Here is a 21,093-nt window from a genome sequence, read left to right as displayed (position 1 = left end):
TCAGTTCGTCGGCGTGCCGAGCAGCTTGCCCACCTCGTCGTCGCTGACCTGGTGGAAGTCGCCGTAGACCTGCCCGACCGCCTCGAATCCGGGTGGCGTGGTCACGCACACCACATCGTCGGCGACCCGCGCGAGTGCCTGGCAGACCGGCGGCGGCCCGACCGGGACCGTGACGACGATCGACTGCGGCCCGCCGGCCCGCACCGCCCGCACGGCGGCGAGCATGCTGGCGCCGGTGGCGATGCCGTCGTCAACCAGGATCACGATCTTTCCCACGGCGTTCGCAGCAGGCCGTCCGCCCCGATAGGCCTGGTCGCGGCGGGCGAGTTCGGCCGTCTCGCTGTCGATCACGTCCCGCACCTGCTCGTCGGTGATGTGCAGCCTGGACACCACGCTGTCGTTGATGACCACCCCGCCGCCGCTGGCCAGCGCACCCATCGCGAGCTCGGACCAGCGCGGCACCCCCAGCTTGCGCACCAGAAACACGTCCACCGGGGCCCGCAGCGCCGAGGCGATCTCCCAGGCCACGGGAACGCCGCCGCGCGCCAGCCCGAGCACCATCAGGTTGTCCTTGCCGCGGTAGGACTTGAGTTCCTGGGCCAGCACTCGACCGGCCTCGTGACGGTCGACGAAAGTTCGCATCACGCTGCGTCGGAGAAAGCGGCTGGGTGGATTCATGGGTTTGCACTCCCGGCTGCGGGCCTGCACTTAGCGTACGGGCGGTCGAGAGCCCGGCCGAGAGCGCGCATGGCGAAGCGCCGGATTTGAATAAAAAGCGTTGTGCTGGAACGTGATTAGTTCACCACGTGTGATGCCGCGCGGAGCATCCACTGCTCGTCTCGCTCAACGCGCTCCGTCGGCTCCCGCGATGGACCCGACATGGCGGCGACTGGCGCAACGGGTCGGAGGTGCGGCGCTGCTGCACCCACCGACGGGCGAATTGTTGATGAGCGACGGAAGTTTTTCGAACGCAGAACGTGATCCCCGCCTATATTCTGCCTCGGCACCTCGTCGTGCCTGCGCGCCTAGAAAGGGAGATCGTGATGACGAACGATTCCGCGGATGCAGCACCGACGATCCGCGGTGACCGCGGTGCCACCGTCTTAGGACCCGACAATGAGCCGATCGGCCGACAGAACCCTGGCGCGCCGCCGACAGATTCGGGCAGCTTGCCGAACCTGAAGTTTTCGTTCGGGGCGGCTCATAACCGCTTGCTCGACGGTGGCTGGGCGCGTGAGGTCACGGTTCGCGAACTTCCGGTGGCGACCACGTTGGCCGGCGTAAATATGCGATTGAAGCGCGGAGCGTACCGAGAACTGCACTGGCATCGCGAAGCGGAATGGGCGTTCATGCTGGCCGGATCGGCGCGAATCGCCGCGATCGACCCGCAGGGCCGCAACTTCGTTGACGACATCGGGCCCGGCGACCTGTGGAACTTCAAGGCGGGATTTCCGCACTCGATCCAGGCCCTGGAGGATTGTGAGTTCCTGCTCGTCTTCGACAACGGCAGCTTTTCGGAGAACGAGACATTCCTGGTGAGCGACTGGTTCACCCACACCCCGAAGCACGTACTGGCCAAGAATTTTGGAGTGGCCGAGTCGGCGTTCGATAACTTGCCTACGGACATCGAGCACACCCGCTACATTTTCCCCGGAGAGGTTCCCGGCGCCTTGGTCGCCGACATCGAAGCGGCCCGCTCACCCGCGGGTGCCGCCGAACGGATGAGCCACCGGCTGCTCGCGCAGGATCCCGTCGAACTTCGCGGCGGAACGGTACGAGTAGTCGATTCGACGAACTTCCCCGCCGCCTCCACGATTGCGGCGGCCTACGTCGAACTACAGCCGGGCGCGATGCGGGAGATGCACTGGCACCCCAACAACGACGAATGGCAGTATTGGATCTCCGGGCACGTCCGTATGACAGTGTTCGGATCCAGCGGCACCGCAAGGACGTTCGACTACCGCGCCGGGGACGTCGGATATGTCCCACGCGCGATGGGCCACTACTTCGAGAATCTGGGGGACGAACCCGCCCGCATGCTCGAGCTCTTCAAGAGCGATCACTTCTCCGACGTCTCTCTTAACCAGTGGCTGGGCCTGACACCTGCGGAAGTGGTCGGTGCGACGCTCAACCTGGACCGCAAGACCCTCGCGGCACTGCGCAAGGACAAACCTCTGATCGTGGAGTAGCCACCCTCGTGATCGAGCGGCGTCGTCGCGGCGCGTGATGACGATCCGCATCTGCGCCGAGGCAACGGCCGACTGGAGTCGTGTCGCCGGATCCTTAGCTCAGATGTCTATTGCTTCCGGGGACCGTCGGGCCCGGTCAGCGACAGGCCCTATGCCCAGGCAGAGTTCGGTGTTATGTGTGCCTCGGGGTTCGGCGGTCTGGCCGATCGGGCTTTAGTAGGAGGTATGGATTGGATAGGCACGGTCGCTGTCGTTGACTCGCAGGCCGTGCTGGTGGTCGTGCCGATCTGGTTGCGCTCGAAGCTGAGACCTCTACTGTGAAAACGAAAACATCCTGCTATCGCTGAGATGCCTTGCCAGGCAAGGGGTGTCGGTAGTCACCGCGGTTGCTGGTTCTTACTACGGGCGAGTGCGCGCTGACCGTGACCGCCGGCTGCGGGGGCTCGAATCGTGACAGTCGGTCCATGAGGTCGCCGGCAGTCACGGGGCTGCTCCACGGATAGGTGAGGTCAGATCAGGTTGTCACCCACTCACCACTTTTGTTTACTGGGTTTATCGGGTTTTGGTGAGCATGCCGTGAACGAAGAGTGTGTCGCCGAACCGTACGTCGTCGTTCTCGATCGGTGGAAATCCATGGATCGCGAGCAGGTCTGCAATGCTGCTTCCACTCAGTGTCCAACCGCGTTTGATGAGGTAAGGAGCTGCCTCGTTGCGCTCACCAAGATATGCCAGGCCTGACATCTGCGGATCGAAACCGTGTGTGCTCCAACGCCGGGACAGCTCGTGCAGGTGCTGCCTGGTTTTCTCGTCGCGGCCTGGCCACGGGTTTGGGGTGCTCTCTGTAGCCAGCCGGCTTCCCGATGAGCTGAGTTCGGTAATGGTGTCAAGCAGGCGGTCTTGGGCTTCTGGCGGCAGATAGCCGAGTAGACCCTCGGCGCTCCATGCCGTCTTCTGTGCAGGGTCGAACCCTGCGGAGCGCAGCGCGGCGGGCCAGTCATCGCGGAGGTCGACTGAGACTGCTCGCCGTTCGGCGGTGGGCGGGGCACCGAGATCGGTCAAGGTGCGGGTTTTGAAGTCGATGACTTCTGGCTGGTCGACTTCATAAATCACGGTCCCGGTTGGCCAGGGCAGTCGGTACGCGCGAGAATCGAGGCCTGAAGCCAGGATCACGACTTGCTTGATGCCGGCTGTGGTGGCGTCGAGGAAATAGTCGTCGTGGAACTTGGTGCGCACGGCGGCTGCGTCTATCAGTACCTGGTCAAGGTTGTCGGCGAGAGTGGAAGATCCCGGCACTGCGCTGTTCAAGTCGCTCGCGGTGATGTCGCCGCTCGCCAAGCGGGTGAGCAGGCCAATACCCACCGCGCGGACGAGTGGTTCGGCGAACGGGTCGTTGATGATCGGTTGTTCCGCTCGGGTTGCTATCGCCCGTGCCGCCGCGACCATGGTGGCAGTCGTGCCGACGCTGGATGCCAGATCCCAGGCATCGCCGTCGTGTCTGCTGGACGTCATGTGCACTCCTTGAGTTCGGTTGTCTGCTAACGGCGTTCGTAAATCCCGTCGAGTCGGGCGCGGCCGATTACGCGACCCGAGATGGCATCAAGAACCTCGTCAACGGCGCACTTGGCGGGTAGCCCGCAGGGGTGGGCCAGGGCGAAGAGTTGGAACGCGTAGGTGTGCGGACCGTGGGATCGGACTGGCAAGGGCCCGGCCCAGCCACACCGGCCGAGCGCACCTTTCCCGTGCCGGATTCCCGGAATCGGGCTGGGGTCGGTCAGGGCGTTGTCTGGCAGCCCGCTGAGCGAAGGGTTGATGCCCAGGGTGAGCGCGTGGGTGGCCGGGCGGCGGCCAGGAGCGTCGGCGTCTTGCACGAGCAAGACGAGCTCAACAGTGCCCGCCGGCGGCGGCGTCCAGCTCAGGGCGGGTGAGATGTTGGCACCGAACAGCTTGCCGCGGTGTCTTTTCTGGTAGCGCCGCCCTGTGTTCAAAAGCAGGGCTGGTCACGGTGAAGTTCTCTGGCGCTTCTAGATCGGGCCGCGCCCAGGCCAGGGTGTGCTCGCCTGCGCGGCGGTGACGCAGTGCGATGCCGATCGGATTTGCCAGCACAGACCGTAACCCATTCCTTTAGGTATAAGAATTATCTTCTTTAGTTAAAATAATGAACTGTGGCGAACAAGGCAATCGAACGACGGGACGCCGAAGCCGTGGATGCTGACCTGGGCGGTCAAGTACGGTCTGCGGTCGGCCGCCTTTACCGTCGCTTCCGCAGTGAGCGCCCCGAAGGCGGGCTCGGAGACGCGGCGCTCGCCGTACTCACCAGCATCCACAAGCGTGGCCCGCAGACCCTCACCGAACTCAGCGAAAACGACCGGGTATCGCCTGCATCCATGAGCCAGACGGTGAATCGTCTGACGTCAGCCGGTTATGCCGTGCGTAGTCCCGACCCGCGCGATGGCCGCAAAGTACTGTTCAGCGCCACCGCTGAAGGGCACAAGGTTGCCGGCGCTGCCCGCGCGCAGCGCAACGCCTGGCTCGACGGACAACTGCAGGCCCTCAGTGCCGAAGAGCGGGCAATAATCGCCCGCGCCGCTGCGTTGTTTGTCCGCATCGCTGACTCCTGAGCGACGATGCCGTTAGCGCGGGCTCGATGCGCAGCGCGCCGGGCAGCGCTGCGATTAGAGCAGTCAGCTGGCCCCTCACCGCCGCGTTCGGTCGATTTGTTCGGCGCCCCGCCCGATCTCATCTAGCTCGGCGAGATCCTCGTTGGACAGCGAGAGTCCTGCGCCGCAGACGTTTTCGCGCAGGTGCGCCGTCGAAGAGGTGCCGGCGATCAGCAGGATGTTCAGCGATCGTCTCAGCAGCCATGCGAGGGCGACCGAAATGGGCGTCGCGTGTAACCGGGCGGCGACGGATGAGAGCTGCGCGGACTGCAGAGGACTGTAGCCGCCGAGGGGGAAGAAGGGCACGTAGGCAATGCCGCTTTTGGCGAGCTTGTCGATCAGATCGTCGTCTTGGCGATAGGCGAGGTTGTAGGCGTTCTGTACGCACACGATTGGCGCGATTGCCTGTGCCTCAGTGACCTGTTCGGTCGTCGCATTGCTCACGCCGAGGTGCCGGATCAGCCCTTGCTGCTGGAGTTCGACGAGCGCTTCAAATGGCTCGGCGAGTGAGCCGGGCTGGGGTCCCAACGCGTTACCCAGCCGAAGGTTCACCACGTCGAGCGTCTCGAGGCCGAGGGTGTCGAGGTTCTCGTGGACGGATCGGCGCAGCTCATCGGGCCGTCGGGCCGGGATCCAACCGCCCTGGTGGTCGCGGATCGCGCCGACCTTGGTCACGATGTGCAGCGATTCGGGGTAAGGGTGCAGCGCTTCATGGATCAGCTGGTTGGTGATGCGTGGTCCGTAGGCGTTGGAGGTGTCGATATGGGTAATCCCGTGGTCGACAACGTCGCGAAGGACGGCGAGTGCGCCTTTGTGGTCGGTAGGCGGGCCCATGACCCCGGGACCGGCAAGCTGCATGGCGCCGTAGCCGAATCGGGAGACGGTCAGCCCGCCCAGGGTCCAGGTACCGCCGGGAAGTGACGTAGGCAACGCGTTCAAACTTCTGCCTTTCATACTCAGCTGGTCGTTGGTATCGAAAAGGTGCTTACATCACTATTGATAGGCAACTTCCGAATAGGTAGTAGGCACTTCAAAGTGCTTTAGGCACCGCAGGTGAAGGGAGCGGGTTGGATGGCAACCATGACGGCCGCCCAAAAGAAGGCAGAGCGCAAGGCCCAATACGACGCCTTCCTGGCGGCATGTCCCAGTCACAAGCTGCTCGACCGTATCTCTGGCAAGTGGGTCACGCTCATCTTGGCGGCGTTGGGCGCCGACGGTTCTCCTCAGCGTGGCGAGCGCTGTGGTGGACAGACCCGGTCGATGCGCTACTCGGAATTGTCCCGTCTGATGGCCGGCGTCAGCCACAAGATGCTCACACAAACGCTGCGCTCCCTGGAGCGTGATGGTCTGGTCACCCGGACGGCAATGCCGACGGTGCCCGTCACCGTCTCCTACGAGCTGACCGAGCTGGGTCTCTCGCTGCGTCAAACGTTGCGCGGCCTCAAGTCCTGGGCTGAGATGCACATGGACGACGTACTCGCGAATCGCGCAATATACGACGGCGAACTGCAAAGAACCGGGGCGAACCCTCAGTCTCCGCCGCACGGCGGTGAATCCACCCCTGACGGGGAAGTGGATTCCGCGGCTGCTTTGACAACCGGCCAAAAGGGCTATGGCTGAGGCGATTTCGCCCAGGTGGGCAGCCACCACATCGAGCCCGACACAAACTACTGGCGCAACCAATACAAAAACCCCGGCCGCTGGCCGGGGAATCTGTAACCCATGACGCGACTCATCTGTCAGCTGTGACGCGACTCATCACAAATGTGTCCGAGGGGGGACTTGGCCGCCTGCGACACGGGTTGAGGTCTTTGACCTGACTTGTTGACCAGCAGCTTTCTTGCGGCTGGTGATGACTGCGGCTGCGCCGGCAAGGTCGGGCGTCTCGGCCGCGTAGGTGTCCTCGGCGTCCGTCCCCAGGAAACCTAGGCTCGGTGGTCGTTCCCCCTGTTTTCCTGGTCTGTTTCGTAAAGTACTATGTTTCTCATGATGCGAAACGCGCCAATTCGAGAAACGCATCTGTGTAACGCAGCGGTCGAGACGCTGCGCTCGCGACTGCCGCCATCCTGGCGTGTTGAGACCGCCATCGAACCGGACCGCGCCGTCGATTTCCGGATGACGTTGACCACCGACGAGGGCGCCGCCGTCGACTTCATGGCCGAAGTGAAACTGTCGACGAATCGCCGCCCGGTGCAGGACATCACAAGGCAGTTGCGCACCATGGCCGCCGCCTTCAGCGACGCTCCTCTGCTGTACGTCAGCGAGTACGTCAGCCCGCCGCTCCGGCGTGAACTGGACGAGGCCAACATCAGCTACCTGGACACCACCGGCTGGGTCAGCCTGACCTCCTCCGATCCGCCGGTGCTGATCCGCCTAGAGGGTGCGTCCAAACCGCCGCGGCCCCGAGAGTCGACGGCAACCGTCCGCCTCACCGGCCCCGCCACAGCGCGTACCATTCGCACCCTCCTCGATCGACAACCACCGTGGGGGATTCGCGAACTTGCGGATCTGTCGTCGAGCAGCGCCGCAGCGGTCTCCAAAATGATGCCAACTCTGGTCGATGCCGGAGCGATCGAGCGATCCGAGGACGGCACCATCACCCGCGTACGGAAACGCACCCTCCTCGATCGCTGGGTTACCGACTACAGCTTCACCAACGGCAATGGTGTTGTCCTGGACTACATTGCGCCACGGGGTGTCGCACGCACCCTCGACCGAATCCGGGGGCGCGATGACATAATCGCCACCGGCTCGGCTGCTGCCCGCGAGTACCTTCCCACGGAGATCACCTCAGTTGTTCCTCTGACTGTGCTCACTCTCTACGTCGACGACATCACCAGTACCGCCAGCAATTTCGGGCTCGTCCGTAGCGACCGTGCCACCAGTAACGTCATGATCACGACCCCGCGAGATCGCACATTGCTCAGCAGTGCGGACATCACCGCGACGGGATTGCGGGTCGCACCTATCTCGCAGGTGCTCGCGGACCTGCTGACCCTTCCCAAAGGGCGCCTCGCCCAAGAGGCCGAGCAGCTCATCGACGTATTGGCAAGGACCGACGATGCCTGGAGAGAATGAGTTCGTTTACGCACCAGAGTATGTCGCGGCGCGAGCCGTACTGCTCGACGCCCTTGATGCGCTCGATGGGCACCTGCCGTCGATCATCGTCGTCGGCGCCCAAGCCGTGTATCTACACACTGGTGCTGGCCACTTTGTTGAACCACCGATGACCACCGACGGCGACCTGGCCCTCAATGCGGAGTCGCTGAAAACTAGCCCTGAGATCACAGCGGCCATGGCCGCTGCGGGCTTCAACCAGGGCGCAAACCCTGGTCGATGGACGGGCCGCGGCGAAGTGGCAGTCGACATTATGGTTGCGCCGTTTCAGTCCGGCCGCACGGCCAAAGATGCACGCTCAGCGCGGCTGGTCGGGCACGAAAAATGGGCCGCCAGACCCACAGCCGGTCTGGAACCCGCCCTCGTCGACAACGACCCGCACACCCTGTACGCACTAGACCCCGACGATCATCGCTGTGTCCAGGTCAATGTCGCAGGACCGGCCGCACTCTTGGTCGCCAAGATAATCAAATTCGAGGAACGGCTCAACGACGTTAAGGCCGAGGGCAAGCGGGTCAAGCAGAAAGACGCGTTGGATATGCTGCGCCTGCTTCAAGCTGTCGACACCGATGACCTGACTGTCGGTTTTCGCCTGCATATCGCTGACTCGCACGCACGAGATGTCAGCATCCGCGCATTGGGTTTTCTCGAAAAAGAAGGCACGTCAGCGTATTCGGCCCTGCCGCAGGCTGCCAGAGCAGTCGACGGCGGCAATCCCACCACAGCGCCCAGCTTCGCAGCTTTGGCGCAGGATCTGCTCGGTCGTGTTCGCGACGATTTGGGTTTCCCGCCTTGACCGTGAGCGTTGGACGCTGCCTGTGCCGGCGGCGGTGCCATATCGTCTGATGCTCAGTCGATTTCAGTCCGCGCACCTCCTCAAGGTGGAATCAAAGCAGTGCTCGTACGCCGCGGGCGCCCCGTCGAAGGCAGGCGTGGGCAAGTCCGGGGACCGCAGGTGTGTCCCGACTGCCATATGGCGCACGCGGGCGACTCCTTTTGATCGGGCGTACCGGCGCGGGCGGATGTCGGACCCCCGTCCTACGCTGGCATGACCGAGCTTGAGGAGGAACCGGCCATGAACAAAGCCGAGCGCCTGTGGAATTTGCGGGACGGCGTGCTGGCGTGGCTGTACGGTCTGCGGGTCGACGGGGCCGCCATCGCTGAGGCCCTGCCCGCGCCCTTCATGGCCGCGACTTCCTGGCCCGACGCCGAGGTCACCCGCGTGGAGTTGAACGCGGCGCTCGAGTGGCTTAAGGACGAAGGCTATGTCGACGGAATCGGCACTATGCAGGGGGTCGTTGTCCGACCGCACCTGACTCCCTATGGCGAGAAGTACGCCGCGTCCGGCAGGTCGGTGCGCGACCTTCCCGGCGTCATCGAGGTGAACAGCCCCTACCTCCACATTGAGGGCAGCAGCGGCGTCGCCGTCGCGTTCGAGAGCAACAATGTCACGCAGACCGTGAACGTCCAGCAGAAGGTCGAGCAGGCCCAGGCCCTCGTCGACGCCATCGAGCGGGCGCTGCCGGCCATTACCGACGACCGGGTCCGGACGGACGCGGAGCAGTTGGCGTTGGAAATCCGTGCAGCGTCGGATCCGGAGGCGTCGAAGCCAGGCCGGTTCAAGGAGTTGGCCACGAAAGCGATGACTTCGCTAGCCACCTCGATCGCCACCACGGCCGGCTCGGACCTCGGCAAGGCGATCATTGAAGCTGCACTTCCGCTGGTGTCCTGACAGCGTCATTCCCGGAGTCCACGCGGGAAGACACTGCGGTCACGGTCCCGCAGCGCATACATCGCGGCCGAGATCGATGACCGCTGCGCTCACGAGGTGACCGAGGAGTCGTATCGGGTCCGGCGGATGCAGCTCGACCTCGCCGACGCGAACTGCCTCGGCACGGTACGACGCCGCAGGTTCCCTGCAGGGAAGAGACGACTCAACGCTGCGCGGCTCGCCGCGTGGCGCTACGCGACTCCAGGGGACCTATGTGCGATCCTGTTCGGCTACCCAACAGAAGGGGGCCACAACTGCCGTGACCATATAGGGAAAGGAACGAACATGGAGAACGATGAGCAGGAAGACATAGAGCGGCTGCGAGAGTGGATCGGCCGGCTGGAGGCGTTCAGCCGAGCGCTAGAAGACTTGGAAGGTGAGTCGCCAAGCGACTTCTGCGAAAGCGCCTGTGACGCTTGGAAGAACGTCGCCATGACAGATAGCCCTCCGCCGACAACTCCGGCTGTGCTGGTTATTACGGAGTCGTTCGCCGTACTGACCAGAGTGATGACCAAGGTGTCCACGGACTGGGCTGACACGCCTGATGTTCGGGACCGCCTGACGCGCAGTGACGTTGAGCGGCTTGTGCGAGATGGCTTGGCAAGTATTCTCGACGAGGCGCGGCAGTGGCTGGCAGAGGGCCTGCCTTCGGCCGACGAAATCAGTAACCGCAATGCGTCAGTTCGTGCGGTCGTAAGTGAATCCCTGCAGTACCACGAGTCTAGGAACGCAGAGATGGACGCCGACGACGCCGAAGCTGAGGCTGATCCTTACGGTGCGGTTCTGCTGTATCGCGACCCCGCGGTCTCCGACGCTCCCGTCTTCACAAAGCTGTGTTCTTTCACGGAAGATGAGCACCAGCGTTACGTAGATGCGCACGAACGGATTCGGCGCATGGTCGACAGTGAACTACTGCAACACATCTCCGATGAAAGCGACCGATTGTTGGACGTACTGACCGCTGTGATGCGCGACCTTCAGAGCCAACGTGTGTCGCTAGGGGATCAGGACGCCATGGACGAGCGTCGGCGCAGGATTCGCTCGGCCTTAATCTCGTTCACCGCTGCGTTGCAGATCCATGAGTACCAGACGATCCGCAGCGTGCGGCAAACACATGGATTGGGTCGTGAACAGGTGGCTGAAGTCAAGGCGTTGTTCGATGACCTGAAGAGGACTTCGTTTGGCTACCGTTGGTTGGAGGCCCTGCGTGATGCCCTGCAGCATGGCGATATCAACGCGTTCAAGTGGAGCTTCCACGTGAGTATGCACGCTGAGCCCGAGGTCACGATCAACCTGGACCGAGGGTTCATGCTGGAATTCATCGGTCGTGAGAACCGAAACAAGCCGTGGCTGAAGCCTCGCGAACTTCAGGAGTTGGATGACGATCCGAGCGTGCTGGACATGATCCAGGCTGTCCAGCCGCTCATGGGTCCGCTGCAGGAAGAGCTAGATAAGGTGTTGTACCCTACCGTTGCCAACGATGCTGCGACGGTACGAGAGCTGATCGCGCGGTTTGAGGGCAGACAGGGCATGTACTTCCTGCAGACCGGCCCCGGCTTCACCCGCCGTCGTTTGGCCCCGCCGACAACGCCCCTGGCCCCGCGCGTGCTGTATTTCGCCGAGTCCTACGAGCCTGATCGTGCCTCCATAGACGTCTGAAATCGCATCGCTGTGCAGCGATAGCAGAGCGATCTGATCGGTTTGCGCATGAGGCAAGGGCCGATGAACAACGCGAGCAGCGGACTGTCGGGCCTTGGATTTCGTGAATTTCAGCGTCGAAAGTCCGCGTCGACACTCGTCGAACGGGTGCGGTGGTGACTGGTCAGAGTTGAGTTAGTAACAAGTTGCTAAAGCATTTCTATCCGCCTGGGCCGAGGGGTCTGCTGCACCGATAGGTGACAGTTTCGGTCACGCGGCCTGATTGGCCGGTGTGGTCATGATTGCTTCGAACTCGACGGGGGTCAACCGGCCGAGAGCGAGTTGTCGCCGTCGCCGGTGGTAGGTGCGTTCGATCCAGGTGACGATGGCGATGCGGAGCTGTTCTCGGGTGTCCCAGCGGCGGCGGTCCAAAACGTTCTTCTGCAACAGGCTGAAGAAGCTCTCCATGGCGGCGTTGTCGCCGGCCGCGCCGACGCGGCCCATGGAACCGACCATGTCGCAGCGGCCCAGGGCGTGGACGAATCGTCGGCTGCGAAATTGACTGCCGCGGTCGCTGTGGACCACGCAGCCGGCGACGTCACCGCGACGGGCTATGGCGCTGGCCAGGGCTTGGGTGGCCAGTCGTGATTTCATTCGCGAGTCGATGCTGTAGCCGACAATGCGGTTGGAGAACACGTCCTTGATCGCACACAGGTAGAGTTTGCCTTCGGCGGTGCGATGTTCAGTAATATCCGCCAGCCACAATTGATTTGGTGCCTCAGCGGTGAAGTCTCGGCCGACCAGATCATCGTGTACTGGCGGCCCGACCTTTCCGTTCTTGCCCCGCCTGCGCTTGCCGAACGCACTCCACCAGCCGTTGTCGGCGCAGATCCGCCACGCGGTGCGCTCGGCCATCGGTTGGCCGGCATCTCGGGCCTCTTCGACCAGGAAACGGTAGCCGAACTCCGGGTCATCGTGGTGGGCGTCGAATAAGGCGTTGGCCCGATGCGCCGCAACGTATTCGGCGTCGGTGACCGGATCAGCCAGCCAGCGGTAATAGGGCTGGCGGGCGAGCTTGAGGACCCGGCACGTCACCGCCACGGGAATCCCGTTGGCGGCGAGCTCTTTCACGAGCGGGTAGAGCCTTTTCCCGGCAGGTTGGACTGCGACAGATACGCCGCGGCCCGGCGTAGTACCTCGTTCTCCTGCTCGAGCAGCTTGATCCGCCGACGCGCCTCTCGTAGCTCTACCGAATCGGTGGTGGTCCTGCCGGGCTTGGAGCCATCGTCCACATCGGCCTGGCGCAGCCACTTCGACAACGTGATCGGATGCACCCCGAAATCGGCGGCGATCTGCTCAAGCGTCACACCGTCGTCGCGGTTGCGGGCCACGCGCACCACGTCGTCGCGGAACTCGCGGGGATAGGGCCGTGCCATGGTGACATCCTTCCAGCCTGCCCACGCTGGGCAAGCCATCTCAGGTGCCACCTATTCGTGCAGCAGACCCAAATGGCCACCATCATCCAACAGGCCGCTCGAACCGTGGCCGTGACGGTCACCGATTCATCCTCAGATACCGCGACACGGGTGATCAGGTTCGACACACAAGTCGACACCCAACCCATCGAGAACCGGCACGCTGGCACGGATAGCCATGCTGTGCAGGAGGATTCAGCACACGGCCGGGTGCTGCCGGCCCGCAGCGTAGCTCGGTACCTCGCGAAATATGTCACCAAATCCCTGGCTGAAGTCGGGATCAGCGCGCGGCGCATCTCCACCGAGGCCATCGCCGACCTGGATGTGTCAGATCACGTCCGGGCGATCCTGACCACCATCAGCCAGCTCGCCGATAGGGGACTGGTCGGTATCGGCCGGTGGCTGCACACCCTGGGTTACCGGGGCCACATCACCAGCAAATCCCGCCGCTACTCCACGACTATGACCGCGCTACGCGAACATCGCGCCACCTGGACACTTGAACAACATCTGAAAAGCACTGCACACCAACATGGATCCGGCTTCAACTCCACCGATGGCAATGATCTGGTGGTCTGGGATTTTGACCGTGGCGGCGTCACCAGCCTCGGCGACCGCACACTCGTGAACTCCGCGGCTCTTCGACGCATGGAAACCCGCCGGATCGGACTGATGGAAGTCCGTGGCCAAGTCCGCAACCAACGATGGGATTCGCCAGGGGACAGCGATGGCTGACAGATCCCGAACAGCACATGCTCAGTCCGAGCGTGACGCCCGAATCGACGCGCCGACGATGTCAGAGGGGGTGTTGAAATTGTCGTGCCCGACCACTATCGACTTCCACGCGAAGCCAACAGCGCGCTGGTACACGTGATAATGGCTGTGCGGGACCGGATGCTGGGATCAGGGAGGGGAGTGGCGTGAGCCTGAGGTTCGCCTTCTATGGCCGAGTAAGCACGGAGGACGCTCAAGACCCGGAGGCGAGCCGCAGCTGGCAGAAGCGGCGTGCCATGGACCTGATCGCCCCGCACGGCGGAGTCCTCGCCGCGGACTACTTCGATGTGGGACAGAGCCGTTCGCTGCCGTGGAAGCGCATGCCAGAGGCATCACGTCTCCTTGCCGATGTCGCTTGTCGGGACCGTAGCTTTGATGCCGTAGTGATCGGGGAACCCGCCCGTGCGTTCTACGGGCCGCAATTCGCGCTCACCTTCCCTGTCCTCACGCACTACGGCGTCGGACTGTGGGTACCTGAGGTCGGCGGAGCAGTCGATCCCGGCTCCGAGGCACACGACCTGGTGATGACTCTGTTCGGCGGCATGAGCAAGGGAGAGCGCGCGCGAATCCAGATCCGCGTCCGTACGGCGATGTCAGCACTCGCGCAAGACACGTCGAGATACCTCGGTGGTCGACCACCCTACGGTTACCGGCTCGTCGATGCCGGCCCGCACCCAAACCCTGCCAAGGCAAATTTTGGGCAGCGACTTCACCGACTCGAACCTGACCCTGCGACATCTTCGGTAGTCGAGCGGATCTACCGCATGTATGCCGACGGCGCGGGCCTCCGCTACATCGCGCAACAGCTCACCGACGATGGCGTGCCGTCACCGAGCCAGTATGACCCGGCGCGGAATCGTCACCGTGACCCGCGCGGTTGGTCGCATTCGGCGATCCGCGCCATTCTCGACAACCCGACATATCTGGGTGTCCGCGTTTGGGGCAAGCAGGAGAAATACGAGGTCCTGGTCGACCCTGACGACGTCGCCGCTGGGTACGAGACGCGAATGCGCTGGCGTGATCAGGCCGACTGGATCGCACCGGACCGCCGCACCCACGAAGCGCTGATCGATGATGATTTGGCTCAGGCTGTTCGTCTTCGCACACTCGCGCGGCGTGGTCCCGGTCTCGTCTGCAGCAGAGAATCGATAGTGCCGTACGCGCTGCGTGGGCTGTTGTTCTGCGCCGCATGTGGACGACGGATGCAGGGTGCGGCGCGCGTCGGGAAACAAACCACCCGCATCCTGTACCGCTGTGAGCTAGGTAAGTCGCGTTCTGTACCTGCAGATCTCAGCGATCACCCGCGCACCGTTTACCTCCGTGAAGACGAGGTGACAGTGCGACTCGACGAATGGATCGCCACCCTGGCCGATCCGGATGACCTTGTACGCGGACAGGACGCGGACGCGGCAGCAGGAACTGGCTATGCCGCCTTGCAGCGCCAGCTCAGCGAGGCGAATAGGAAGGTCGCTGCGTTGGTTACCGCAGTGGAGTCTGGCGTGGCCGTTGAGGACTTGACCGCCGCATTGCGTCGCCGCACCGCGGAGCGCGACGAGCTGAAGGCCCGCCTTGAACGAGCCGAAAGACCCCTCACCATGTCCGCTGCGCAGATCAGCGAATTGGTCGAGGAGTTGGGCGGGCTGGCAGCGGTGCTTGGTGAGGCAACCGGGGCGGAACGCGCAGAGGTGTATGCAAGCCTGGGGTTGCGTCTTGACTACGACCCTTACCTGCGACGGGTCAAGGCGACGGCCGATCTGAGTCGTGTCGCCGGATGTGTCCGAGGGGGGACTTGAACCCCCACGCCCATTAGTAGGGCACTAGCACCTCAAGCTAGCGCGTCTGCCATTCCGCCACTCGGACAAAGGCCAACGAGAAGTTGGCAGCTAAGGCTATCGGATCGGCCCGCGCGGACCCAATCCAGCGTGCCGGCGGCAGGGATCAGCGACTCGGGCCGGAGAGATCGAGCACGTGGGCGGGCGATGACGACGAGGGAACGACGGTAGCGAGAGCGCATCCGCTCGCGCCGAGGGCGATGCAGGCCAGGGCCAAGGCGACGCCTACCTTTTTGGTTGGACCAGACATGGCCGCAGACCTTACAACGCCCAAGGCGTCCCCACACCGAAATCGTGAATGCCGAAGTCGTTGCAGTTCAGCGGCCGGCCGTGCGGGCGGGGGAGAGCCGCGGCGGCCGGGCGATGGTAGGAAAGGGGGTTGTGACGGCTGAGACCGAGGATCTGAATCACTCCAGCGATGACGTGGTCGAGGTGGTCAGCAGGCTGATCCGGTTCGACACCACCAACACCGGCGAACCCGAGACCACCCAGGGCGAGGCCGAGTGTGCGCACTGGGTCGCCGCCCAGCTCGCAGAGGTGGGCTACGAGCCCGAGTACCTCGAGTCCGGCGCACCCGGCCGCGGGAACGTGTTCGCCCGCCTCCAGGGCGCGGACAGTTCGCGGGGCGCGCTGCTCATCCACGGGCATCTCGACGTGGTCCCGGCCGAACCGGCCGAATGGAGCGTCCACCCGTTTTCCGGCGCGGTCGAAGACGGCTACGTCTGGGGCCGCGGCGCGGTCGACATGAAGGACATGGTCGGGATGATGATCGTGGTTGCCCGCCGGCTTAAGCAGGCGGGCAGCGTGCCGCCGCGCGATCTGGTGTTCGCGTTCCTGGCCGACGAGGAGCACGGCGGCCGCTACGGCGCCCACTGGCTGGTTGACAATCGGCCGGACCTGTTCGAGGGAGTGACCGAGGCGATCGGAGAGGTGGGTGGTTTTTCGCTGACGGTGCCGCGGGCTGACGGCGGCGAACGCCGCCTCTATTTGATCGAGACCGCCGAGAAGGGTCTGTCGTGGATGCGGTTGAGCGCGCGGGGGATCGCCGGACATGGCTCGATGGCGCACGATCAGAACGCCGTCACCGCCGTCGCCGAGGCGGTCGCCCGGCTGGGCCGGCACAAGTTTCCGCTGGTGCTGACCGACACCGTGGTGCAGTTCCTTGCCGCCCTCGCCGAGGAGACGGGCCTGTCCTTCGATCCCGAGTCGGCCGACCTGGAGGGCACGATCGAAAAGCTCGGGCCCATGGCCCGCATGCTCAAGGCGGTGCTGCACGACACCGCCAACCCGACGATGCTCAAGGCCGGCTATAAGGCCAACGTCATCCCCGCGACGGCCGAGGCGGTGGTCGACTGCCGCATCCTGCCGGGCCGCAAGGCGGCCTTCGAGGCCGAGGTCGACGAACTGATCGGGCCGGACGTTTCCCGGGAGTGGATCCGCGATCTCGACTCGTATGAGACCGGCTTCGACGGCGACCTGGTCGAGGCGATGAACGACGCGGTGCTGGCCCTGGACCCCGACGCGCGGACCGTCCCCTACATGCTCTCGGGCGGGACCGACGCAAAAGCGTTCGCGCGCTTGGGTATTCGCTGCTTCGGCTTCAGCCCGCTGCGTCTGCCGCCGGACCTGGATTTCTCTTCGTTGTTCCATGGCGTCGACGAGCGGGTACCCATCGACGCGTTGCGGTTCGGCACCGAGGTGCTGGCCCACTTCCTGACGCATTGCTAGTGAAGAATTGGCTTCGCCTACCCGAAAGGATCGTTCATGAGTGTGCCGTCCGACCCATATGACGCGCTGCCCAAGCTGCCGACGTTCGGCTTGACCTCGGAATCGTTCGCCGATGGCCAGTCGTTGCCCACTGCGCAGGTGAGCGGCATCATGGGTGCCGGTGGCGAAGATGTCAGTCCGCAGATGAGCTGGTCTGGTTTCCCCCAGGAGACCCGCAGCTTCGCGGTCACCGTCTACGACCCCGATGCCCCGACGCTGTCCGGCTTCTGGCACTGGGCGGTGGCCAACCTGCCGGCCGACGTCACCGAACTGCCGGCAGACGCCGGCAGTGGAAACGAATTACCTGGTGGCGCACTGACGTTGGTGAACGACGCCGGCGTGCGTCGCTACATCGGCGCCGCGCCGCCCGCCGGCCACGGCCCGCATCGCTACTACGTCGCCGTGCACGCGGTGGACGTGGACAAACTGGATCTTCCCGAGGATGCCAGCCCGGCCTTCCTCGGGTTCAACCTGTTCCAGCACGCGATCGCGCGAGCCTACATCCACGGCGTCTACGAGCAGAAGTAGGTGGCGCCTCGCGCGTGCGTGCTGGTGCTGCCGGGCGGCAAGGTGCGCAGCGACGAGCGTTATCACTGGTGGCATCCGCCTAACCTGCGAATGATGTTGGTGGCCGGCGCGTTGCGGCGCCGGCTCGGCCGCCACGTCGAGGTGCGACGGGTTTAGTACCTCCTGCGCGGGTGGAACAGCCCGCGTTACGACGCGGTGGTCGACGCCACCGTGGCCCTTGACGCTGTCCGTCATCGGTTCGAGCTGAAAAGCATTGTGCTGGTTGGGCATTCGATGGGCGGCCGGGTAGCTGCCCGATTGGCCGCCGGTGGGCAGATCGGCGCGGTGGTCGCGCTGGCGCCGTATTGGCCGCGCGACGACGGTGACCTGATTCCGGCGTCTACCCGGCTGCTGGTCGTGCACGGCACCGCCGATGCCCGAACCGACCCGGAGAGCTCGCGCATCCAGACGCTGCGGGCCCAGCAGCGGGGCATCGATGCGCAATGGGTGGGCATCGACGGGGTGGGCCATTCCATGCTGGGCCGGCGTCATGAGTGGCACCGCCACACCACGAACTTCGTCGCCGAACATCTCGGCGCGCGCTGAAAACGTGTCGGTGGGCGCCGTTAGCATTCGAACATACATATGTTCGATTAAGGCTCGGCGACTGGAATCCCTGCTGGACGTGTTCGAGATCGCTCAAGACCGTTTGCTCTCCCTATCGTTGGATGGGCTGACGGTTCCGGAGCTGCTCGCGCTGTTGGAGCGTTACGCGTTGCTTAGGAGTCGCCTGGATGCGCTTAGGTATGAGCTGGCCAGCCCTTTCGAGGCCCCCGGTCGAGGGTGACGGCCATGACGGTGATCAGCCGCGACGACATCCAGGGCGATTGCGACGCGTTGCGCGCCGTGGTGTCTCGATTCCTCGGGCATTCGTATGACGCGCTGACCAACCCCGAGCGGCTGCGCTTGCTGGAGGTCCTCGAACAGGAGATGCGCCGGCTGCAAGCGCCCCGCCATCAACTGATCAATCAGGTTGCCGCGGAGTCGGATTCGACCGAACTGGGTGGCAAGCTGGCCTGGGCGCTGGCAGATCGGCTGCATATCTCGCGCGCCGAAGCCGGCCGCCGAGTCGCCGAGGCGGCCGATCTCGGCCCGCGACGTGCAATGACCGGCGAGTCCCTGGCGCCGGGGTTGCCCGCGACCGCGGCGGCCCAGCGCGACGGGTCGATCGGGGCCGAGCACGCCGGCGTGATTCGGCGGTTTTTCCACCAGCTGCCCGAGTGCGTCGACATCGGGACCCGGGAGCAGGCCCAGAAGCATCTCGCCGCCCATGCCAGCCAGTTTCGCCCGGATCAGCTCGCCAAGCTGGCGGACCATCTGATGACTTGCCTCAATCCGGACGGCAATTACACCGACGAGGACAGGGCGCGGGCGCGCGGGCTGGTGCTGGGCAACCAGCAGGCCGACGGCATGTCGCGGCTGAGCGGATCGTTGATGCCCGAGGCGCGCGCCGGCTGGGAGGCCGTGCTCGCCAAGCTGACCGCGCCCGGGATGGCCAATCCCGACGACGACGCGCCGGTCGTGGACGGCTCTCCCTCGGAGGAAGCGGTGCAGCGCGACACCCGGTCTGCGAGCCAGCGCAATCATGACGGCCGCAACGCGGCCCTTCGTGCCGTCCTGGCCAGCGGCGAGCTGGGCCGACACAACGGGCTGCCGGCGAGCATTGTCGTCACCACGACGCTTGCGGATCTCGAAGCGGCCGCGGGCAAGGGCTTGACCGGCGAAGGCACCATCCTGTCCATGGGCGACGTGATCCGCCTGGCCCGCCAAGCCCATCACTACTTGGCGATCTTCGACAAGGGCAAGGCCCCGGCCCTCTGCCACACCAAGCGCCTGGCCTCACCGGGGCAGCGAATTATCTTGTACGCCAAGGACCGCGGCTGTTCGCATCCGGGCTGCGACCTATCCGGCTACTACTGCGAAGCCCATCACGCCACCAGCTATGCGACGTGCCGCACGACCGACGTCGACGACCTGACCTTCGCGTGCGGCGGCCATCACCCGCTCGCCGAAAAGGGCTGGATCACCCGCAAAAACGCCCACGGTGACACCGAGTGGATCCCACCGCCGCACCTGGACCGCGGCCAACCACGCACCAACAGCTTCCACCACCCGGAGGAACTACTGCGCGAGGACGACGGCCAAAACGGCGAAGACTGCGAGGAAGGAGCGGCCTGAGCTAGCGCGACGGGGTGTCGGGTTTGTCCGCGGCCGACCCCACAGCTTCGCGCAGCGAGGCGAACCCGCCCTCGCGCAGGCGCAGCGCGATGCCGTCGTGAATGTGCTTGGGCCACCAGCCCCCTCCGTAGACCCAGCCGGTATAGGCCTGCAGCAGCGAGGCGCCCGCGGTGATGCGCTCCCAGGCGTCGTCGGCGGTCTCGATGCCGCCGACGCTGATGAGCACCAAGCGGTCGCCGACGCGGTTGTAGAGCCGGTGCAGTATCTCGGTGGCGCGGCGTGCCACCGGTGGCCCCGAGATGCCGCCTGCGCCAAGCTCTTCGACGCCCGGCGTGGCGAGGCCCTCGCGCGACACGGTGGTATTGGTCGCCACGATGCCGGCCAGGCCCAGCTCGACGGCCAGGTCCGCAATGTCGTCGACATCGGAATCGGTGAGGTCGGGCGCGATCTTGACCAGCACGGGTGTGGACGTCTCGGCGAGCACGGCTTCGAGAATGGGTCGCAGCGATTCGACGGCCTGCAGGTCTCGCAGCCCAGGTGTATTCGGCGAACTCACGTTGACCACCAGATACGCCGCCAGCGGCCCGACCAGCCGCGCGCTTGCCCGGTAGTCTTCGACCGCCTCGGCGGCCGGGGTCGCCTTGGTCTTGCCGATGTTCACCCCGATCGGGACGTTGGCCCCGGTCGACCGGGTGCGCCGCGCCAGGCGCAGGGCCAGCTCCCCGGCGCCGTGATTGTTGAAGCCCATCCGGTTGAGCAGGGCGCGGTCGGCGGGCAGCCGGAACATCCGGGGAGCGGGGTTGCCGGGCTGCGGGTGCGCGGTGACCGTGCCGACCTCGGCGTAACCGAAACCCAACGCGCCCCAGGCGGCTAGCCCCACGCCGTCCTTGTCGAAGCCGGCTGCCAGCCCCAGTGGCCCGGGGAAGCGGACCCCGAACACGGTGCTGGCCAACGCTGGATCGCTCGGGCCCAGCAGCCGGTGCAGCAATCGTCGCGACAGGCCGATGGCGGTGACGGCGCGCAGCACGGCGAACACCAGCGTGTGGATGCGTTCGGGAGGGACCAAGAAGAACACCCGGCGCAGCAGCCCGTACAGCAGGTGACCGCGCGGGCCGGCATGGCTGACGG

General features: G+C 64.7%; 19 protein-coding genes, 1 tRNA gene and 1 pseudogene. 14 read left to right on the top strand and 7 right to left on the bottom strand.

Annotation, left to right across the window (positions count from 1 at the left end):
* Positions 1 to 678 carry a phosphoribosyltransferase gene (locus tag MSG_RS15040; protein WP_096440813.1) on the bottom strand — a complete coding sequence of 226 codons (678 nt, stop codon included), beginning with the start codon at positions 676 to 678 and terminating at the stop codon, positions 1 to 3.
* A 365-nt stretch (positions 679 to 1,043) separates the two neighbouring features.
* Here MSG_RS15040 and MSG_RS15035 point away from each other — a divergent pair, with 365 nt between their 5' ends.
* The gene (locus tag MSG_RS15035) at positions 1,044 to 2,189 is read left to right on the top strand and encodes a cupin domain-containing protein (protein ID WP_096444551.1); all 1,146 of its coding nucleotides are present in this window, start codon (positions 1,044 to 1,046) and stop codon (positions 2,187 to 2,189) included.
* 552 nt (positions 2,190 to 2,741) lie between these two features.
* Here the strand turns inward: MSG_RS15035 and MSG_RS15030 are convergent.
* A complete protein-coding gene (locus tag MSG_RS15030; RefSeq protein ID WP_096440811.1) occupies positions 2,742 to 3,698 on the bottom strand; it encodes a class I SAM-dependent methyltransferase in 957 nt (318 codons plus the stop codon).
* Positions 3,699 to 3,724: 26 nt separating this feature from the next.
* Positions 3,725 to 4,174 (bottom strand): YbhB/YbcL family Raf kinase inhibitor-like protein, encoded by a 450-nt coding sequence (locus MSG_RS15025; RefSeq protein WP_162899234.1) that lies wholly within the window; start codon positions 4,172 to 4,174, stop codon positions 3,725 to 3,727.
* 177 nt (positions 4,175 to 4,351) lie between these two features.
* Here MSG_RS15025 and MSG_RS15020 point away from each other — a divergent pair, with 177 nt between their 5' ends.
* Positions 4,352 to 4,807 (top strand): MarR family winged helix-turn-helix transcriptional regulator, encoded by a 456-nt coding sequence (locus MSG_RS15020; RefSeq protein ID WP_096440807.1) that lies wholly within the window; start codon positions 4,352 to 4,354, stop codon positions 4,805 to 4,807.
* Positions 4,808 to 4,882: 75 nt separating this feature from the next.
* Here the strand turns inward: MSG_RS15020 and MSG_RS15015 are convergent, their stop codons facing one another.
* Positions 4,883 to 5,785, bottom strand: coding sequence for an aldo/keto reductase family oxidoreductase (locus MSG_RS15015; protein WP_269458600.1), 903 nt, complete (start codon positions 5,783 to 5,785; stop codon positions 4,883 to 4,885).
* A 132-nt stretch (positions 5,786 to 5,917) separates the two neighbouring features.
* Here MSG_RS15015 and MSG_RS15010 point away from each other — a divergent pair.
* The 5 genes and pseudogenes from MSG_RS15010 to MSG_RS14990 form a co-directional block, all read left to right on the top strand.
* Positions 5,918 to 6,346, top strand: a pseudogene (locus MSG_RS15010) (winged helix-turn-helix transcriptional regulator); the annotation flags it as partial.
* Between the two features lie 486 nt (positions 6,347 to 6,832).
* Positions 6,833 to 7,924: a hypothetical protein gene (locus tag MSG_RS15005; RefSeq protein ID WP_232011038.1), complete on the top strand. Its 1,092-nt coding sequence runs from the start codon at positions 6,833 to 6,835 to the stop codon at positions 7,922 to 7,924.
* Positions 7,908 to 8,759 (top strand): hypothetical protein, encoded by an 852-nt coding sequence (locus MSG_RS15000; protein ID WP_096440801.1) that lies wholly within the window; start codon positions 7,908 to 7,910, stop codon positions 8,757 to 8,759. The genes MSG_RS15005 and MSG_RS15000 overlap by 17 nt, the downstream gene beginning before the upstream one ends.
* Before the next feature lie 252 nt (positions 8,760 to 9,011).
* Positions 9,012 to 9,695 carry a hypothetical protein gene (locus tag MSG_RS14995; RefSeq protein WP_232011037.1) on the top strand — a complete coding sequence of 228 codons (684 nt, stop codon included), beginning with the start codon at positions 9,012 to 9,014 and terminating at the stop codon, positions 9,693 to 9,695.
* Positions 9,696 to 10,019: 324 nt separating this feature from the next.
* Complete coding sequence (locus tag MSG_RS14990) at positions 10,020 to 11,393, top strand: hypothetical protein (protein WP_096444545.1); 1,374 nt, start codon at positions 10,020 to 10,022, stop codon at positions 11,391 to 11,393.
* A 249-nt stretch (positions 11,394 to 11,642) separates the two neighbouring features.
* Here MSG_RS14990 and MSG_RS14985 read toward each other — a convergent pair.
* Positions 11,643 to 12,808 (bottom strand): IS3 family transposase gene (locus MSG_RS14985; protein ID WP_096440799.1). Its coding sequence is split into 2 segments (ribosomal slippage): positions 11,643 to 12,521 and positions 12,524 to 12,808, totalling 1,164 coding nucleotides; the frame shifts between segments, so codons are not numbered across the junction.
* On the opposite strand from MSG_RS14985, the gene MSG_RS14980 reads away from it, so the two are divergent.
* A complete protein-coding gene (locus MSG_RS14980) occupies positions 12,701 to 13,582 on the top strand; it encodes a replication initiator (RefSeq protein ID WP_308737796.1) in 882 nt (293 codons plus the stop codon). The genes MSG_RS14985 and MSG_RS14980 overlap by 108 nt on opposite strands.
* 185 nt (positions 13,583 to 13,767) lie before the next feature.
* Entirely contained in the window at positions 13,768 to 15,414 is a 1,647-nt protein-coding gene (locus MSG_RS14975) for a recombinase family protein (RefSeq protein ID WP_096440797.1), read from the top strand.
* On the opposite strand, the gene MSG_RS14970 is transcribed toward MSG_RS14975, so the two are convergent.
* A tRNA-Leu gene (locus tag MSG_RS14970) sits at positions 15,396 to 15,481 on the bottom strand. The genes MSG_RS14975 and MSG_RS14970 overlap by 19 nt on opposite strands.
* Before the next feature lie 335 nt (positions 15,482 to 15,816).
* On the opposite strand from MSG_RS14970, the gene MSG_RS14965 reads away from it, so the two are divergent.
* The 5 genes from MSG_RS14965 (at position 15,817) to MSG_RS14950 (ending at position 19,965) form a co-directional block, all read left to right on the top strand.
* Entirely contained in the window at positions 15,817 to 17,181 is a 1,365-nt protein-coding gene (locus MSG_RS14965) for a M20/M25/M40 family metallo-hydrolase (RefSeq protein ID WP_096444543.1), read from the top strand.
* Positions 17,182 to 17,217: 36 nt separating this feature from the next.
* Positions 17,218 to 17,748, top strand: a complete 531-nt coding sequence (locus MSG_RS14960; protein WP_096440795.1) for a YbhB/YbcL family Raf kinase inhibitor-like protein — start codon at positions 17,218 to 17,220, stop codon at positions 17,746 to 17,748.
* Positions 17,749 to 17,904: a hypothetical protein gene (locus tag MSG_RS25205; protein WP_162899233.1), complete on the top strand. Its 156-nt coding sequence runs from the start codon at positions 17,749 to 17,751 to the stop codon at positions 17,902 to 17,904.
* Positions 17,905 to 17,910: 6 nt separating this feature from the next.
* Positions 17,911 to 18,333, top strand: coding sequence for an alpha/beta hydrolase family protein (locus MSG_RS14955; protein WP_096440793.1), 423 nt, complete (start codon positions 17,911 to 17,913; stop codon positions 18,331 to 18,333).
* Between the two features lie 246 nt (positions 18,334 to 18,579).
* A complete protein-coding gene (locus MSG_RS14950) occupies positions 18,580 to 19,965 on the top strand; it encodes an HNH endonuclease signature motif containing protein (RefSeq protein ID WP_096444541.1) in 1,386 nt (461 codons plus the stop codon).
* 1 nt (position 19,966) lies between these two features.
* Here MSG_RS14950 and MSG_RS14945 read toward each other — a convergent pair whose 3' ends face one another.
* Positions 19,967 to 21,061, bottom strand: a complete 1,095-nt coding sequence (locus MSG_RS14945) for a quinone-dependent dihydroorotate dehydrogenase (RefSeq protein WP_170063196.1) — start codon at positions 21,059 to 21,061, stop codon at positions 19,967 to 19,969.
* Positions 21,062 to 21,093 lie beyond the last annotated feature (32 nt).

Source organism: Mycobacterium shigaense (assembly GCF_002356315.1).
Lineage (GTDB): Bacteria > Actinomycetota > Actinomycetes > Mycobacteriales > Mycobacteriaceae > Mycobacterium > Mycobacterium shigaense.
This window is presented reverse-complemented; position numbering and strand designations above follow the sequence as displayed.

Coding starts and splice junctions, on each gene's coding strand:
- MSG_RS15040 (WP_096440813.1), bottom strand. CDS start 678: ATGAATCCACCCAGCCGCTTTCTCCGACGCAGCGTGATGCGAACTTTC.
- MSG_RS15035 (WP_096444551.1), top strand. CDS start 1,044: ATGACGAACGATTCCGCGGATGCAGCACCGACGATCCGCGGTGACCGC.
- MSG_RS15030 (WP_096440811.1), bottom strand. CDS start 3,698: ATGACGTCCAGCAGACACGACGGCGATGCCTGGGATCTGGCATCCAGC.
- MSG_RS15005 (WP_232011038.1), top strand. CDS start 6,833: ATGATGCGAAACGCGCCAATTCGAGAAACGCATCTGTGTAACGCAGCG.
- MSG_RS15000 (WP_096440801.1), top strand. CDS start 7,908: ATGCCTGGAGAGAATGAGTTCGTTTACGCACCAGAGTATGTCGCGGCG.
- MSG_RS14995 (WP_232011037.1), top strand. CDS start 9,012: ATGACCGAGCTTGAGGAGGAACCGGCCATGAACAAAGCCGAGCGCCTG.
- MSG_RS14990 (WP_096444545.1), top strand. CDS start 10,020: ATGGAGAACGATGAGCAGGAAGACATAGAGCGGCTGCGAGAGTGGATC.
- MSG_RS14980 (WP_308737796.1), top strand. CDS start 12,701: ATGCACCCCGAAATCGGCGGCGATCTGCTCAAGCGTCACACCGTCGTC.
- MSG_RS14965 (WP_096444543.1), top strand. CDS start 15,817: ATGGTAGGAAAGGGGGTTGTGACGGCTGAGACCGAGGATCTGAATCAC.
- MSG_RS14960 (WP_096440795.1), top strand. CDS start 17,218: ATGAGTGTGCCGTCCGACCCATATGACGCGCTGCCCAAGCTGCCGACG.
- MSG_RS14950 (WP_096444541.1), top strand. CDS start 18,580: ATGACGGTGATCAGCCGCGACGACATCCAGGGCGATTGCGACGCGTTG.